The following is a 16,669-nucleotide window of genomic DNA, read 5'->3' on the forward strand; positions in this document are numbered from 1 at the left end:
GTTCGTTTTGCTGAAGCAGTCCTTTTTTCTGCCTATTTTTGGAAAACACATCAAAAACAAACAATGCGTAAACCCTTTCTTCTTTTCCTCTCTGTAGCGTATGGCTTCTCGGTCATGGCGCAGGGGCAGGAAGACAAAAAGAAATGGTCTGTGACCGAACAGCACGGACCTACCAAACAAATCAACATCGCTGTTTCTGAAGGCACCTGGATGAACCTGGACGTAAGCCCAGACGGCAAAGAAATTGTCTTCGACTTGCTGGGCGACATCTACAAACTGCCTATCTCGGGTGGTCAGGCCACGTTGCTCTCTGGCGGACCAGCTTACGAGGTACAGCCCCGTTTCAGCCCCGATGGCAAGAAAATCTCCTTCACCTCAGACAAAGAAGGCGGCGACAACATCTGGGTCATGGACACGAACGGCGCCAACCCCAAAGCCATCACCAAAGAGAACTTCCGCCTGCTCAACAATGCCGTCTGGACGCCAGATGGTCAGTACATCATCGCCCGCAAGCACTTCACCGAGAAACGCTCTTTGGGGGCCGGTGAGATTTGGCAGTACCACTTCAGCGGCGGTACAGGCATGCAGCTCACCAAGCGCAAAAACGAGCAGCAAGACGTGGGCGAGCCCTTTGTGTCGCCGGATGGTAAGTACGTGTACTTTGCCGAGGACATGAGCGGCGGCACCACCTTTGAGTACAACAAAGACCCCAACGGGCAGATTTACATTATCCGGCGGGTGAACCGCCAGACCGGCGAGATTGAGAACATCATTGGCGGAAACGGCAGCGCCATGCGCCCTACCCTTTCGCCGGATGGCAAGACCCTGGCCTTCGTGCGCCGCGTACGCACCAAAACCGTGCTCTACGTGCACAACCTGGCCACCGGCGAGGAGCGCCCCGTGTATGACCAACTGAGCAAAGACCAGCAGGAAGCCTGGGCCATTTTTGGCGTGTACCCCAACTTTGATTTCATGCCAGACGGCAAGAACATTATTGTGTGGGCCAAGGGCAAACTCTGGAACGTAGACGTGGCCAAAGCCAACGCCAAGGAGATTCCGTTTACCGCTTCGGCGCAGCACTCCCTGGCCGAGGCTGTGCGGCACATTGCCAAGCCCGAGGAAGTTGCCCCCAAGCAGTTCACCTCCAGAATGATTCGCAACGCGGTGACCTCACCGGATGGCAAAACGCTGGTGTTCAACGCAGCCGGGTATCTCTGGAAAAAACAGCTGCCCAACGGCAAACCCGAGCGCCTCACCAACGGCACCGACTTTGAGTTCTATCCCGCTTTCAGCCCGAACGGCAAGGAAATCGTGTACAGCACCTGGGACGATGACAAGCACGGCGCGCTGTACGTTTTGGCCCTGAATTCTAAAAAACCGCGCAAAATCACGCAGGAGAAAGGCTTCTTCACCAACCCGGCTTTCTCGCCAGATGGCAAGCAGATTGTGTTCCAGAAAGACCGCGGCAATGACCACCAAGGCTATACCTTCGCCAAAGACCCGGGCATTTACGTGATTCCGGTTAAAGGCGGAACGGCTACCTTGGTACAGAAACAAGGCGTATCGCCTAGCTTCAACCGCGATGGTTCACGCATTTTCTTCATGGCCGGCGAGGGCGATGGCGTGGCGTTCAGAAGCGCCGACCTGAACGGCAAAGACGTGCAGACGCACTTCACTTCCAAGTACGCGAACCAGTTTGTGCCCAGCCCCGATAACCAGTGGGTAGCCTGGACCGAGCTGTTCAACGTGTACATCGCGCCGTTCCCGGCCGCCGGGAGAGGCCTTGAGTTAGGTGCTGATACCAAATCGGTGCCAGTAGCGCGCGTAACCCGCGATGCCGGCACCAGCGTGCATTGGTCCGCCGACAGCAAGAAACTGCACTGGATGCTGGGCGAGGAATACTTCACCAATGACCTGAAAAACCGCTTCAAGTTTGTAGACGGGGCCGTAGCCAATATTCCGCCCATTGATACAGTCGGCATCAAAGTAGGCCTGCAACTCAACACTGATGTACCGCAGGGCAAAGTAGCCTTTACCAACGCCCGCATCATCACCATGAAAGGCAACGAGGTGATTGAGAACGGTACGCTGGTAGTGGACGGGAACCGCATTTTGGCCGTTGGTCCAGCGGGCTCGGTTCAGGTTCCCGCCGGTGCAAAAGTGATTGATGCGCAAGGCAAAACCATTATGCCGGGTCTGGTAGATGTGCACGCGCACTTGGGTACGTTCCGTTTGGGCATGACCCCGAAAAAGCAATGGTCCTACTTGGCCAATCTGGCCTACGGGGTAACCACCACCCACGACCCGTCTTCCAGCACCGAGATGGTGTACAGCCAGAGCGAAATGGTGAAAGCCGGCCACATGGTAGGTCCGCGCATTTACTCTACGGGTACCATCCTGTACGGTGCCGATGGCAACTTCAAGGCCGTGGTGAACAGCCTGGACGATGCCCGTTCGCACCTGCGCCGCCTGAAAGCCGTAGGCGCGTTCTCGGTGAAAAGCTACAACCAGCCGCGCCGGGAGCAACGCCAGCAAATCATCCAAGCCGCTCGTGAATTAGACATGTCGGTGGTACCCGAGGGTGGTTCTACTTTCTTCCACAACATGACCATGATTCTGGATGGCCACACCGGCATTGAGCATAACATACCGGTAGCGCCGGTGTACAGTGATGTGGTTCAACTCTGGTCAGCCAGCAAAACCGGCTACACCCCTACCCTCATTGTGAACTACGGCGGAAATTCCGGCGAGTACTATTGGTATCAGAAAACCAACGTGTGGGCCAAAGACCGTCTCCTGCGCTTCACGCCAAGAGCCGTGATTGACGGCCGTTCCCGCCGCGTGACCTTGGTGCCTGATGAGGAATACAACGACGGCTACATCGCCACGTCCCGTACCCTGAAAGCCCTCTCTGACAAAGGCGTGAAAGTAAACCTGGGCGCCCACGGACAGTTGCAGGGTTTGGGTGCCCATTGGGAACTCTGGATGCTGCAGCAAGGCGGCATGTCCAATCTGGAAGCCCTGCAAGCCGCCACCATCAACGGCGCGCACTACCTAGGTATGGACCAGGAACTGGGCTCCCTGGAGCAAGGCAAACTCGCCGATTTGATTGTGTTGGACAAAAACCCGCTGGAAAACATTCAGAACTCCGAGAGCGTGCGCTACACCATGGTGAACGGCCGCCTGTACGATGCCGAAACCCTCAATGAGGTAGGCAACTACAACAAGCCCATGGGTAAGTTCTACTGGGACAACAACACCAGCACCTTTGACTGGCACGAAGACCTGAACACCCGCTTCTACGGCATCGCCGGGGAGTCCTGCGGTTGTCATGGTCATACCCACTAAATCCTATTTAGGACCAGATTTCAACAAAAGAGCCGGGAAACACTTCCCGGCTCTTTTTCTTTTCAGGCTGTCTCATTTTCGCTGGCGCGAGCGTCCCGCTTGTGTCCGCACCTATTGCTGATCTCTCTATTTTGCTGAAACCTCTATGGCGCGGATTTACTTCCGTGCCTTTTAATCGCAAGTCACGGAAGTAACTTCCGCGCCATAGTAAAAGTCGCCTTGGAGTATGCTGAGCACATAATTTCCCCCTCTCTGTCATCCTGAAAGGATCTTGTGACCAAACGGTAGAGTCGTTTATTCAGCGTCTTACTAGTTCGCCCACAAGATCTTTCCAAGATGACAAAGAGAGTGGAATAGAGACTGTGACTACGACCGCTAAACTGTAAACTCCTCAGCAATGCGTGCGGACACGAGCGGGACGCTCGCGCCAGCGATGGTTTTCATTCTGTTTTCTTCAGATTGCGCCGAAACCCTTGAAGAGACAAGGCACTGCCTTGTCTCCACGGCATCAGAAGTCTAGAATCCAACATACCGTTCTCGCGATATTCTTCAGAAACTAATTTAGAACCAGTCACAAACACATTCAAAATCAGCAGAGAACAGGCAGAGAGGGCATTTTTTCCTCAAAGGCTTTACTTTTAAAATCAATTATCAGTAAAAAATGAACCAATCCGTTGGTATTTTCATTTTTTATGCGAAACCTTTGTGGAGAGACTCACAGTAGAAGTCTTACCAGTTTTTCGATATCCTTCTAAGTCAATGAATAAAAAGTCGCTTTTATCAGTTGTTATGGCAACGGTAAAACGCTCCGTTTTCAGGAGTGCGCTTTTTTCTGTTCTTCCCAGAACAGTTTTTTGTGAACCCATTTACCTTACCCGATCCAGGCGCTAGGCCACCGGCTCAGGTTGTGATCTACAACTAAACCGGATGCATCCGTGTATACCACCTTTTAGGCTGGTAACAGACCCTCTATTTCTTTTTTAATTTTTTCAAACATATAGCGATGCGTACATACGCTTCGGCTGTAGAGTTGCAGCCTATTGCACCCGTTTCCATGGAAACTTCTCAAAATGCTTTCACTGTAGTGGTTGCTACAGAAGAGCACACCCCCTTTGCGCAGCAGATTTGTGATGAAATGGAGTCCTCGGCGAAAGCCCGTGGCACCGGTATCGCGAAGCGTTCCCCAGACTACGTGGCCCAGAAGATGCGGGAAGGCAAAGCCGTGATCGCGTTTGACGGAGAAGGCAACTGGGCTGGGTTCTGCTACATTGAAACGTGGAGCCACGGCGAGTACGTGGCCAACTCAGGCCTGATTGTATCGCCGCATCTGCGTAAAAGCGGACTGGCCAAGCGCATCAAGCAGAAGGTATTCGAGTTGTCGCGCACCAAGTACCCGCACGCCAAAATCTTCGGATTGACCACGGCGCTGGCAGTCATGAAAATCAACTCAGACCTGGGCTACCGCCCGGTAACCTACTCTGAACTTACCAAGGACGAGGAGTTCTGGAAAGGCTGCCGCAGCTGCGTGAACTTTGACATTCTTACAGCCAAAAACCGCAGCAACTGCCTCTGCACGGCCATGCTGTTTGTTCCGCCAAAGGCGGACAATGAGTGATTGATAGATTGAATGATTGAGAGAATAATTTTCTCATTCATTCAATCCCTCAATCACTCACTAAAAACATTCACTCAATCATTCAATCTATCAATCACTCAATAAAATGAAAAAAGTAGTTCTCGCGTTCAGTGGCGGCTTAGACACATCTTTCTGTGTGAAGTACCTACTGGAACAAGGTTATGAAATCTATTCGGCCATCGTGAATACCGGCGGCTTCTCTGAAGAGGAGTTAGCGGAGATTGCCCGAAGGGCGGAGAATCTGGGTGTGACCCACCACGTAACCTTAGACGAAACCGATAACTACTACCAGTATTGCTTGAAGTACCTGATTTTCGGGAACGTGCTGAAAAACAATACCTACCCCTTGTCGGTGAGTGCCGAGCGCATCTCACAGGCGGTAGCCATTGCTAAATATTCCCAGGAGATTGGTGCCGAAGCGGTTGCACACGGTAGCACCGGCGCGGGCAACGACCAGGTACGGTTCGACATGGTGTTCAATATTCTGGTGCCCAATGTGCAGGTGATTACCCCCATCCGTGACCTGAAACTGTCGCGCGAGGAGGAGATTGCTTACCTGAAAGAGCGCGGCGTGGAGATGGACTTCCAGAAGGCGCAGTACTCTATCAACAAGGGTATCTGGGGTACTTCTGTAGGTGGTAAAGAGACCTTGACGTCGCACCAGGCGCTGCCAGAATCTGCCTACCCTACTCAGCTTTCTAAAGAAACGCCGGAGCGCATCACGCTGCACTTCAAAAACGGTGAGCCGGTGGGATTGAACGATGAACTATTCGACAACCCGGTGCATGTCATCCAGAAGCTACAGGAAATTGCCGGAGGTTTTGCCATTGGCAGAGACATTCACGTGGGTGATACTATCATCGGGATTAAAGGCCGTGTGGGTTTTGAGGCGGCTGCGCCGATGGTCATCATCAAAGCGCACCATGCCCTGGAGAAACACACGCTTACCAAATGGCAATTGTACTGGAAAGACAGCTTGGCTACCTGGTACGGTAACTGGATGCACGAAGGTCAGTTCCTGGACCCTACCATGCGCAATATCGAGACGTTTCTGACCGACACGCAGAAAACCGTGACCGGAAAAGTACACGTATGGTTGGCCCCGTACCGTTTCCAGGTAGAAGGTATTGAGTCAGAGCATGATTTGATGTCGTCCAAATTCGGGTCTTATGGCGAGATGAACAACGCCTGGACGGGCGAAGACGTGAAAGGCTTCTCCAAGATTTTCGGGAACCAGACCATGATGTACCGCTTAATCAACGGCGAAGATGGCGCAGAGTAATCTCATAAAAGTGGGCATAGTAGGCGGAGCGGGCTACACCGGTGGTGAGCTGCTGCGCCTGCTGGTGCACCACCCGCAGGTACAGATAGCCTTTGTGCACAGCAATAGCCAAGCTGGCAAACCAGTAACAGATACGCATACAGATCTGTTGGGCGATACGGATCTGGTCTTCACCAACCAACTAGGTACCGAGGTAGACGTTCTCTTCCTCTGCGTAGGCCACGGCGATGCAAAGAAGTTTTTGGAGACTAATTCAATTCCAGACGAGGTAAAGATTATTGACCTGAGCCAGGATTTTAGGTTAACGGAGAAGTCTTCTTTGGGTAACCGCCAATTTGTGTACGGCCTACCTGAACTGAACCGTGAGGAGATTAAAACTGCGGCTAACGTGGCTAACCCAGGTTGCTTTGCCACGGCAATTCAGTTAGCCTTGCTCCCGCTCGCTCAGAATGGTTCTTTGCCAGAAGAGGTACACGTAAGCGGCATCACCGGTTCTACCGGCGCAGGGCAGAAACTGGCCGAGACCTCGCACTTCAGCTGGCGCAACAACAATATCTCCAGCTACAAAGTATTCGGGCACCAGCACCTGCATGAGATAACCGAGAGCCTACAATCGCTGCAAGCGGATGCACAACCTGCGATAAGGTTTGTGCCTTATAGGGGTAATTTCAGCCGGGGCATTATGTGCACTACTTACCTCCGCTCAGACCTGAGCCTGGAAGAAGCGCAGCAATTGTACAGGCAGTTCTATGTGGGCCACCCTTACACCCTCATCACGTCTAAGAACCCAGATCTGAAACAGGTTGTGAACACCAACAAGTGTCTATTATATATAGAGAAACACGACGACCAATTGGTAATTACCAGCATGATTGATAACCTGCTGAAAGGTGCCTCCGGCCAGGCCGTGCAGAACATGAACCTGCTATTCGGGTTGGACGAAAGGGCTGGCTTGCAGTTGAAAGCCATCGGGTTTTAGAACCGCTTTGCTGGCGCGAGCTTCGTGCGTTGCTAATAATTCATGTCATTCTGAAAGAATCTTGTGAGCGCATAGTAAGAGTGTTTACTCCATCGCTGCTCTAGCTTACCCACAAGGTCCTTTCAGGATGACAATAGAAATAAACGTTATCTAGTGAACACGAGCTATAAGTTCTAACCAGCGAGTAGAAGTATGACAGCCGTTTTCAGGCTGTTTTCAGAAAAACAGGCCCAAAACAGAAATTGGAGTCTGATGTCTTACGTCTTGAATCTTACATCTTCAAAATGAATCTTTTCGACGTTTACCCCCTTTTTGATATAACGCCCGTGAAGGCCCTCGGCTCTAAGCTGTGGGATGAGAACGGTACCGAATACCTTGATTTATATGGAGGCCATGCCGTTATTTCCATTGGCCACAGCCACCCGCATTATGTGAAGCGCTTAACCGAGCAGCTGAACAACATGGGCTTTTACTCTAACTCTGTAAAGATTCCGCAACAGCAGGAACTGGCAGATAAGTTGGGTAAGCTCAGCGGCTACGATGATTACCAATTCTTCCTGGTGAACTCTGGTGCCGAGGCCAACGAGAATGCGCTTAAACTTGCCTCTTTCCATACTGGCCGCAAAAAAGTAATCTCCTTCCGCAAATCTTTCCACGGACGTACCTCTGCTGCCGTGGCCGCTACAGATGATCCAAGCATTGTAGCTCCGGTGAACGAGACGGACAATATCCTATTCCTGCCGTTCAATGATTCTGCTGCTGTAGAAGAAGCGCTTGCTACCAATGAAGTAGCAGCTATTATCATTGAAGGAATACAAGGAGTAGGCGGTGTAGTAGTTCCGGATACTCAGTTTTTACAGGATTTGGAAAAACTAGCCAAAAAACACGGAGCTCTGCTTATCCTTGATGAGGTCCAGTCTGGTTACGGGCGCTCTGGTAAGTTCTTCTCGCATCAGCATGCCGGTATCCGTCCGGATTTGATTACGGTTGCCAAAGGTATGGGCAATGGTTTTCCGGTAGGAGGTGTGTTGATTTCCCCTGAAATTCCGGCTAAGCAAGGAATGCTGGGTACTACTTTCGGGGGCAATTACCTGGCTTGCGTTGCTGCTTCAGCGGTGTTGGAAGTAATGGAGCAGGAGAACCTGATTGAGAACGCTGCTAAAATGGGCGATTATCTCATGGAGAAAGCCAAAGCCTTACCAGGGGTGCGTGAAGTTCGCGGCCAGGGCCTAATGGTGGGTATTGAGCTAGAAAATCCTTGCGCTCCTCTCCGCAAAGCCCTGCTGGATGAATACCGTATCTTTACCGGCTCTGCCTCTAACAAAAACACCATCCGTATTTTGCCTGCATTGAATGTGACGCAAGCCGAGCTGGATAGATTCTTAGATGCCTTTGCTGCGTTAGTTAATATTAGTTAATGAATAGACACTAGATGTTGGATATTAGATGCTAGACAAAGATTATATAAGTCTAACATCTAATATCTAGCGTCTAACATCCATATAAAAATGAAGCAATTCACTTCCGTTCACGACGTAGAAGATATAAATGGGCTGGTACAGGAAGCCCTTCAACTGAAGCAAAACCCCTACGCTTTTGAGAGCCTGGGCAAGCGTAAAACTCTTGGCCTTATCTTCCTGAATCCTAGTTTACGGACGCGCCTCAGCACGCAGAAAGCCGCGCAGAGTCTGGGCATGAACGTGATGGTCATGAACATGGGGCAGGAAGGTTGGGCACTGGAAACGCAGGATGGCGCTATCATGAACGGCACCACTGTAGAGCACATCAAAGACGCAGCAGCCGTAATGGGCCAGTACTGTGATGTGCTGGGCATGCGCTCTTTCCCTAAACTGCAAAACGTGGAAGAAGACTATTCCGAGGAGATCCTGAAGAAGTTCATCCAGTACGCCAACGTGCCCTTCGTGAGTTTAGAATCTGCCACCCGGCACCCGCTGCAAAGCCTCGCAGATCTTATTACCATTACGGAACATGCGCCTCAAGGCCGGCGCCCAAAGGTGGTTCTGACCTGGGCTCCGCACGTGAAAGCGCTTCCACAGGCAGTACCGAACTCTTTTGCCGAGTGGATGTGTGCCGCGGATGTAGACTTTGTGATCACCCACCCCGAGGGCTACGAACTGGACCCGCAGTTCACTAACGGCGCTACCATCACCTACAACCAGCAGGAAGCCCTAGAAGGTGCCGATTTCATCTACGTGAAGAACTGGTCTACTTACCAGCCCAACTATGGTGAGGTGCTCACGCAAGATGCCAGCTGGATGCTTACCAATCAGCACTTGGCCAACACCAACAACGCCAAAGTGATGCACTGCCTGCCGGTTCGTCGCAACGTGGAGCTGAGCGATGAAATTCTGGACGGTCCAAATTCATTAGTGGTGAACACCGCCGCCAACCGCGAGTTTGCTGCCCAAGTAGTCTTGAAACGTTTGCTTGAAAGTATCGAATAGGATTCAGTCCTCTCTCGCTGGCGCGAGCGTCCCGCTCGTGTCCGCACGCATTGCTGAAAAGACTTCTTATTTTTTGTCATCTTGGAAAGGACTTGGTTGCGAACGGTAGTATTGCTTGAGCAACACATTTCTAGCTTGCTTACAAGATCCTTTCAGGATGACAAAGTAGGGAATCTGTCCCCTGACAGACCGAAGGGTATCTATAGCCACCGCAGTAGGCTTGGCCTGTCAGGGGACAGGCCAAGGAGAAAATTACTATGCTTTACAAAGGAACGAAAGCTACTTCCGTGACTAACTAACCTATATAAAGTAGAGCAAGGCACGGAAGTAACTTCCGCGCCATAGCTTAAATTGAGCTTATAACGTCTAACATCTAGTGTCTACCAAAATCAACGTCATCAAAATAGGGGGAAATGTGCTGGACAACCCAGCGCAACTAGAGCAGTTCCTCACTGATTTTGCCGCCATTAAGGGGCCTAAAGTGCTGGTGCACGGCGGCGGGAAAATTGCTTCGGAACTGAGCAAACAGTTGGGCATTGAACCCAACATGGTGAACGGTCGCCGCATTACCGATGCTGATACCCTGCGCGTGGTGACCATGGTCTATGGCGGGTTACTAAACAAAAACCTGGTGGCGCAACTGCAGGCCCGCGGCTGTAATTCACTCGGCCTGACAGGTGCTGATGCCAATGTTATTCCGGCCCGTAAACGCCTGGTGAAAGACATTGATTACGGCTTTGTAGGCGATGTGGAAAGCCCTGAACAGGTGAACGTGACGTTCCTGGCCTCTTTGGCCGAGCAGGGCTTGACTCCGGTTTTCGCGGCGCTCACGCATGACGGCCAGGGCAGCCTACTCAACACCAACGCTGATACCATCGCCTCTACTTTGGCCGTAGCGCTGAGCCACCAGTTTGAGGTGAACCTGATTTACTGTTTCGAGAAGAAAGGCGTGCTGCTAGATGTAGAGGATGAAACCAGCGTGATTCACCATCTGCAGCCACAGTATTATGCTGAACTGAAAGAGCAAGGTGCCATTTTCGCGGGGATGCTGCCCAAGCTGGATAATGCGTTTGCCGCGCTTCAGCAGGGCGTGAAAGCGGTCATTATTGGAGATGCGGCGGAAATCAAGGGAATAGCAGCAGGTGAAAAGGCGGGAACGAGGATCATGCTGTAGACACTCGTAGGAGCTATGCACACTACGAGGTCAAGTAAATCAGCATTAATGCTAAGTACTGCGTTTTCGACCCAATTTTCAGAAAACAGGCATTAAATGCAAAAACCTGTGAGGTTTTGGAAACCTCACAGGTTTAGCCAAACACCACGCTGCAGACGCCTGCTCCAAAGACCTCGTAGCGTGCGCAAGGACCTGCAAGCGTCTGCGCCAAATCCTTTTTCAGCCTGATTTTCAGAAAACAAGCCAAAACGATTTGAGGAAACAGCAAATTAGCTTTCTTGCAGGAGAACTTTTGTACCGAAGCCGGTGCGCCGGCTGCAACCTAAAGAGACATGAGTGAACAGTACAAGAAAATAGCCATTCTGGGCGGTGGCAACATGGGCATCGCGCTGGCCAAAGGCATGGTGGCCTCCGGGAAATACCGCGCCGAGGACATCACCCTCACCCGCCGCAACACCAAACTGCTGGACCCGATGGTGGAACAGGGCTACCGCGCCTCCAGCAATAACGCCTTGGCCGTAGCCGATGCAGATATTGTGGTCCTGAGCATCCTGCCGCAGCAACTGGACAGCGTGCTGGACAACATCTCTGAAAGCATCGACCCGAGCCGCCATCTGTTCATCTCCATCGTGACTGGTGTGGCCGTGACTGATATCATCACCCGCTTGGGCAAAGTGGTGGAAGTAGTGCGTGCCATGCCCAACACCGCCATCGCCATCCGGGAGTCCATGACGTGTATCACCAGCAAAAATGCCTCCCCTGAAAACATCAAACTGGTGAAGGAAATCTTCTCCGCCGTGGGTGAAACGGTGGAGATTGAGGAAGAGCTCATGTCCTCGGCTACGGCGCTGGTGGCCTGCGGCATCGCCTTCTTTTTACGCTCTATCCGGGCAGCGGCCCAAGGCGGCACCGAGATTGGGTTTCACGCGGGCGATGCATTGCGCATGGCGGCGCAAACTGCCAAAGGTGCCGCTTCGCTGTTGCTGCACTTCGGTAGTCACCCAGAGAATGAGATTGACAAAGTAACCTCACCCAAAGGCTGTACCATTGCCGGTCTGAACGAGATGGAACATAACGGCTTCAGCTCTGCTATGATTAAAGGCATCCGAACCTCAGCGCAGAAAGCGGAGAAGTTGTATACAGATGAAAAGTAGAGACCAGGCACTGCCTTGTCTCCAAGCATTGCTGATTCTCGCTTAATTTTCAAAAGTAAGCCAGAATCAGCAGATGTAAACATCCTCCTACCCCCTTTAAAGGGGGACTATCTAGTAGCGTAACCCTTAAATGAACAACACCTTATACCAAGACGCTTTAAGCCTGTTGCAGCAGTTGATTTCCATTCAGTCGTTTAGCCGTGAAGAGGCAGGAACGGCGGAGGCGATTGCTCAGTTTTTGCAGGCCAGAGGCGTAGAGATTCACCGCAAGGAGAACAACGTCTGGGCGTTTAACAAACACTACAGTCCGGCTTTGCCTACGGTCCTGTTGAACTCGCACCATGACACCGTGAAGCCGCACCCCAGCTGGACGTCTGACCCGTTCACGCCTACGGTCCAAGACGGCAAACTCATTGGCTTGGGCAGTAACGACGCTGGTGGTTGCCTGGTGTCACTCATCGCTACGTTCCTGCACTTTTATGAGCGGCAGGATTTGACCTATAACCTGGTGCTGGCTGCAACGGCTGAGGAAGAAATCTCGGGTAGAAAAGGCATTGAACTGGTGTACCCGGAGTTGGGCGCGGTTGAGTTTGCTATTGTGGGTGAACCTACCCAGATGCACCTGGCCGTAGCTGAAAAAGGTTTGATGGTGTTGGATTGCGTGGCCCACGGACAAGGTGGCCATGCTGCTCGCGAGGAAGGCGTAAACGCTATCTACGAGGCGCTACCTGATATAGAGTGGTTCCGCACGTTCCGTTTTCCGAAGGAGTCTAGCTTCTTGGGGCCAATCAAAATGAGCGTAACCATCATTCAGGCAGGCTCACAGCACAACGTAGTGCCGGATCAATGCAAATTCACGGTAGATGTACGTATGACAGATATCTACCAACCTGAGGAAGTGCTGAGCATCATTCGGGAGCATGTGAAAAGCGAGGTGATACCACGGTCTACCCGCTTGCGGCCCTCGTCTATTGACCAGAACCATCCTATTGTGCAATCGGGGATAAAGCTGGGAAGGAACCTGTACGGCTCCCCTACCACGTCTGACCAAGCGCTGTTGAATATCCCGTCGGTGAAGGTGGGTCCCGGTGACTCTGCACGTTCGCATACCGCCGATGAATACATTTACCTTTCAGAATTAGAAGAGGGCATTGCCCTTTACATACAATTATTGACTCCTGTTATTACCGCTTAGCATGAAACTCTGGCAGAAAGAAACCTCCGTCGCGCAGAATGTAGAAAAGTTCACCGTGGGCAAAGACGCCGAAATGGACTTACAATTAGCTCCCTTTGATGTGCTAGGCTCGCTGGCGCACACGCGTATGCTGGAGAGCATCGGGTTGATGGAACCGGAAGACCTGACCGCCGTGCAGCGCGAACTGAAGGAGATTTACAAGAGCATTGAACGCGGTGAGTTTGAGATAGAGCCCGGGGTAGAAGATGTGCACTCACAAGTAGAACTGCTTTTGACCCGTCGGTTAGGCGAGGCAGGCAAGAAGATTCACAGCGGCCGTTCCCGCAACGACCAGGTGCTGCTGGATTTGAAGTTATTCATCCGCCATGAAATCCGGGAGACAGTTGAAGCCGTGCACACGCTGTTCAACACCTTGCAGGAGCTGAGTGAGAAGAACAAGCACATTCTACTGCCTGGCTACACGCACCTGCAAGTGGCGATGCCGTCTTCGTTCGGACTTTGGTTTGGCGCGTACGCGGAGAGTTTGGTAGATGACCTGCAACTCTTGCAAGCGGCCTATAAAATTAGCAACAAGAACCCACTGGGCTCGGCGGCTGGGTACGGTAGCTCCTTCCCGCTCAACCGCCAGATGACCACAGACTTGCTGGGCTTTGAGGCACTGAATTACAACGTGGTGTACGCGCAGATGGGCCGCGGCAAGACAGAGCGCAGCGTGAGCATGGGTCTGGCTTCCATTGCCAGTACTGTGGGCCGCATGGCCATGGACGTTTGCCTGTACATGAGCCAGAACTTCGCCTTCGTGACCCTGCCCGATGAACTGACCACTGGCTCCAGCATCATGCCGCACAAAAAGAACCCCGATGTGTTTGAAATCATGCGCGGCAAATGCAACCGCCTGCAAGCCCTGCCCACCGAGATTCAGATGCTGCTTGGCAACCTGCCCTCCGGCTACCACCGCGAATTGCAGTTGCTCAAAGAAAGCTTCTTCCCTGCTTTTGGCGAAATTCGGAATTGCCTGGAGATGATGACCTTCATGCTCCCGCACTTAAAGCTAAACGAAGACATCCTGAAAGATGAGAAATACCAGTACCTCTTCAGTGTGGAAGTAGTGAACAATCAAGTGTTGAGCGGCATGCCGTTCAGGGATGCGTACAAGAATGTAGGTTTGGCTATTGAAAAAGGAGAATTTGAACGGCCAGAAACGCTGAACCACACGCATGAAGGCAGCATTGGCAACTTGTGCACTGAGCAGATCAAAGGCTTGATGGAAGAGGTGCTTAACGGCTTCCAGTTCGAGAAAGTAGATAAGGCAATCGCAGAGTTGTTAGCCTAATTCCTTCGGTACGTTTTTGTTGAAAGCGCAGTAGACCTCACAGGTTTTCAAAACCTGTGAGTTTTTTTTAGCCAACTGTAGCGGCGTAACACTGTTACGCCGTGGTCCTATGAAACAGAAACACCTCACACCTGGAACTCATCTGCTTGCAAAGCTGGAACATAAGGGCAAAGACGGGTTCATCAAGAACAGGCCCGGTACTGCGGTGAGGAGCCACGGCGTAACACTGTTACGCCGCTACAATTCTGTTTTTGTCTCATGTCCAGAAAACAAGCCTAAAACAGACGATCTTACTTTACGCTAATCTCCAAAGACTGCAGCTGAAAACCGCCTTGCTCGGCTATTAGCCTGAAAACGTTCTTACCGGGTTTAAGCGGAATATTTTTTAGCGTAACGGATTTCCATTTCTTAGGACCGCCGGTGTTGGGCACACCCATGCCGGCTTTCACCACGTCACCGTTCACGGTGAGGGTAAGTTTACTTGTGTTGGTATCAGAGGCGACCAACAGCTTAAGCGTGCCCGCAATCGCTTTGTTTTCCTCGAAGGCGGTGGTGTACTGCAGCCACTCGCCGGTTTCTATGTGATTCACGAAAAACTTCCCCGAAACGCTGTCTTGCGCGATGTCTACGCCGTCGTTGCGGTAGGTGGTGCCGCGGTTCCAGGGGGTACGGGGTCCGCCGATGGAGATGTAGTAGTTTGCGGTGTCTTTGTCCAGGTACGCGAAGCCGTTCCGGCCGAGGTCATAGTTCACGGCGGGGATGGTCAGTTTCTTAATGAAACTGTAGTTCCCGAACGGAACCGTTTCAGTTGATTTCACTTGGCGGAACATGGCATCCACCACATCATGGTGGTAGAGGTTATTCTCCAGTTTCAGGTTCTCGGTTAGTTCCATCAAGGCAGCGTAGGCTTCATCTGCCGATGGCTTGGGGCCTTTGCCTTGCCAGTAGGTCAGCAGTTTCTGGTAGCCGGGCGTCATGGGCACTTCTAATGGGTTGTTGAAACCCAGTTTCTTGAGCGGCCACCAGGCCCACCCAATGCCCTGCCCTTCCACCAATTCAATGGCCTGCCGGAACCACACGTTGGAGTTCTCGCCGGTCTCGCCCAGCCAGATGGGCACATTGTGTTGGTCGCGCAAGTCCAGCCATCCTTTGATGGCGTTCAGGTCGTTGTAGTTCCAGTATTTGTGAAAGCTGAGGCCCATGTTCTTGTCCCAGACCGGCATTACGCCGTTGTAGTTATTGCCCCAGCAGTTGCCTTCAATGAAAATCAGGTGCCTTTGGTCTACTTCCCGGATGGCCTTGGTGATATCCACCATCAGCTGGCGCAGCGGGGCGTTGTCTTTTTCGGCGCAGCCGTTTTTGTCTTCTTTGCTCTGGAAACCCCAGTTGGGCTCGTTGATGATGTCGTAGGCGCCTATCCAGGGATCGTCTTTGTAACGCTCGGCCAGTTTGCGCCACAGTGCGATGGTTTTCTGCTTGTTCGCCTCGCTGTCCCACAAAGAGGGTTTGGCGGGATCGCGGTCCGAGATGTTGTTGTCGTTGCCTTGTCCGCCGGGCGCGGCGTGCAGGTCCAGGATGAGGTACATGCGGTTGGCTTTGCACCACTGCAGGAGGCTATCGGTCATCTGAAAACCTTTCTCCAGCCAGGTGTTCTGCCCCGCCACCGGCTCCTGCTCCACGGGCAAAGTGTACAGGTTGAAGTGCATGGGCAGGCGCACGGAGTTGAAGCCCCAGGCGGCCATGGAATCAATATCGATCTTGCGGGTGTGGTTCTGCAGCCAGGCATTGTAGAACTCCTGCGTGCGCTCCTGCCCTATCAGTTCCTCCATCTTTGCCTTGATGCGGTGCTGCTGACCGGCAAATTCGGCGGTTCTGAGCATGTAGCCTTCCTGCAGCATCCAACCGCCCAGCCCCATACCGCGCAGGATGACCGGCTGGTTCTGTCCGTTCACAATCTGTTTCCCCTCGGCCCGCAGAAAGCCCTGGGCTTGGACTTCCCCGAGGAAGAAAAACGAAAGGCAACATAAGACCATGAAAAGCTTGGGCAGGGAACAGGTACGTGGGCGCATAGATATCACAGATTTTAGGGGAGTTCAGCTTCCT

The 16,669-nt window shown here is 52.3% G+C and carries 10 protein-coding genes and 1 pseudogene; 10 read left to right on the forward strand and 1 reads right to left on the reverse strand.

The window, feature by feature from the left end:
- Nucleotides 1-63: 63 nt before the first annotated feature.
- The 10 genes and pseudogenes from JT719_RS09200 to argH all read left to right on the forward strand — a co-directional run bounded on the left by JT719_RS09200 (nt 64) and on the right by argH (nt 14,566).
- Nucleotides 64-3,348 (forward strand): amidohydrolase family protein, encoded by a 3,285-nt coding sequence (locus JT719_RS09200; protein WP_242693114.1) that lies wholly within the window; start codon nt 64-66, stop codon nt 3,346-3,348.
- Between the two features lie 1,054 nt (nt 3,349-4,402).
- Nucleotides 4,403-4,948, forward strand: a pseudogene (locus JT719_RS09205) (GNAT family N-acetyltransferase); the annotation flags it as partial.
- Between the two features lie 121 nt (nt 4,949-5,069).
- Nucleotides 5,070-6,266, forward strand: coding sequence for an argininosuccinate synthase (gene argG, locus JT719_RS09210; protein ID WP_207432654.1), 1,197 nt, complete (start codon nt 5,070-5,072; stop codon nt 6,264-6,266).
- Complete coding sequence (gene argC / locus JT719_RS09215) at nt 6,253-7,245, forward strand: N-acetyl-gamma-glutamyl-phosphate reductase (RefSeq protein ID WP_207432656.1); 993 nt, start codon at nt 6,253-6,255, stop codon at nt 7,243-7,245. Before argG ends, argC begins: the two co-directional genes overlap by 14 nt.
- Nucleotides 7,246-7,529: 284 nt before the next feature.
- Entirely contained in the window at nt 7,530-8,663 is a 1,134-nt protein-coding gene (locus JT719_RS09220) for an aspartate aminotransferase family protein (RefSeq protein ID WP_207432657.1), read from the forward strand.
- 90 nt (nt 8,664-8,753) lie between these two features.
- A complete protein-coding gene (locus tag JT719_RS09225; protein WP_207432658.1) occupies nt 8,754-9,710 on the forward strand; it encodes a Rossmann-fold NAD(P)-binding domain-containing protein in 957 nt (318 codons plus the stop codon).
- Nucleotides 9,711-10,086: 376 nt separating this feature from the next.
- A complete protein-coding gene (argB, locus tag JT719_RS09230; RefSeq protein WP_207432659.1) occupies nt 10,087-10,884 on the forward strand; it encodes an acetylglutamate kinase in 798 nt (265 codons plus the stop codon).
- 332 nt (nt 10,885-11,216) lie between these two features.
- Nucleotides 11,217-12,038: a pyrroline-5-carboxylate reductase gene (gene proC / locus JT719_RS09235; RefSeq protein WP_207432660.1), complete on the forward strand. Its 822-nt coding sequence runs from the start codon at nt 11,217-11,219 to the stop codon at nt 12,036-12,038.
- A 130-nt stretch (nt 12,039-12,168) separates the two neighbouring features.
- A complete protein-coding gene (locus JT719_RS09240; RefSeq protein ID WP_207432661.1) occupies nt 12,169-13,233 on the forward strand; it encodes a M20 family metallo-hydrolase in 1,065 nt (354 codons plus the stop codon).
- Between the two features lies 1 nt (nt 13,234).
- Nucleotides 13,235-14,566, forward strand: a complete 1,332-nt coding sequence (argH, locus tag JT719_RS09245) for an argininosuccinate lyase (protein WP_207432662.1) — start codon at nt 13,235-13,237, stop codon at nt 14,564-14,566.
- 290 nt (nt 14,567-14,856) lie between these two features.
- Here argH and JT719_RS09250 read toward each other — a convergent pair whose 3' ends face one another.
- The gene (locus JT719_RS09250; RefSeq protein ID WP_242693115.1) at nt 14,857-16,635 is read right to left on the reverse strand and encodes a cellulase family glycosylhydrolase; all 1,779 of its coding nucleotides are present in this window, start codon (nt 16,633-16,635) and stop codon (nt 14,857-14,859) included.
- Between the last annotated feature and the right edge of the window lie 34 nt (nt 16,636-16,669).

It is taken from the genome of Sabulibacter ruber (assembly GCF_017355955.1).
Lineage (GTDB): Bacteria > Bacteroidota > Bacteroidia > Cytophagales > Hymenobacteraceae > Nibribacter > Nibribacter ruber_A.

Bases quoted from the DNA above. Each gene is read 5' to 3' on its own strand.
- JT719_RS09220 (WP_207432657.1), top strand. From the start codon at position 7,530: ATGAATCTTTTCGACGTTTACCCCCTTTTTGATATAACGCCCGTGAAG.
- argH (WP_207432662.1), top strand. From the start codon at position 13,235: ATGAAACTCTGGCAGAAAGAAACCTCCGTCGCGCAGAATGTAGAAAAG.
- argC (WP_207432656.1), top strand. From the start codon at position 6,253: ATGGCGCAGAGTAATCTCATAAAAGTGGGCATAGTAGGCGGAGCGGGC.
- argG (WP_207432654.1), top strand. From the start codon at position 5,070: ATGAAAAAAGTAGTTCTCGCGTTCAGTGGCGGCTTAGACACATCTTTC.
- JT719_RS09250 (WP_242693115.1), bottom strand. From the start codon at position 16,635: ATGCGCCCACGTACCTGTTCCCTGCCCAAGCTTTTCATGGTCTTATGT.
- JT719_RS09225 (WP_207432658.1), top strand. From the start codon at position 8,754: ATGAAGCAATTCACTTCCGTTCACGACGTAGAAGATATAAATGGGCTG.
- JT719_RS09240 (WP_207432661.1), top strand. From the start codon at position 12,169: ATGAACAACACCTTATACCAAGACGCTTTAAGCCTGTTGCAGCAGTTG.
- proC (WP_207432660.1), top strand. From the start codon at position 11,217: ATGAGTGAACAGTACAAGAAAATAGCCATTCTGGGCGGTGGCAACATG.
- JT719_RS09200 (WP_242693114.1), top strand. From the start codon at position 64: ATGCGTAAACCCTTTCTTCTTTTCCTCTCTGTAGCGTATGGCTTCTCG.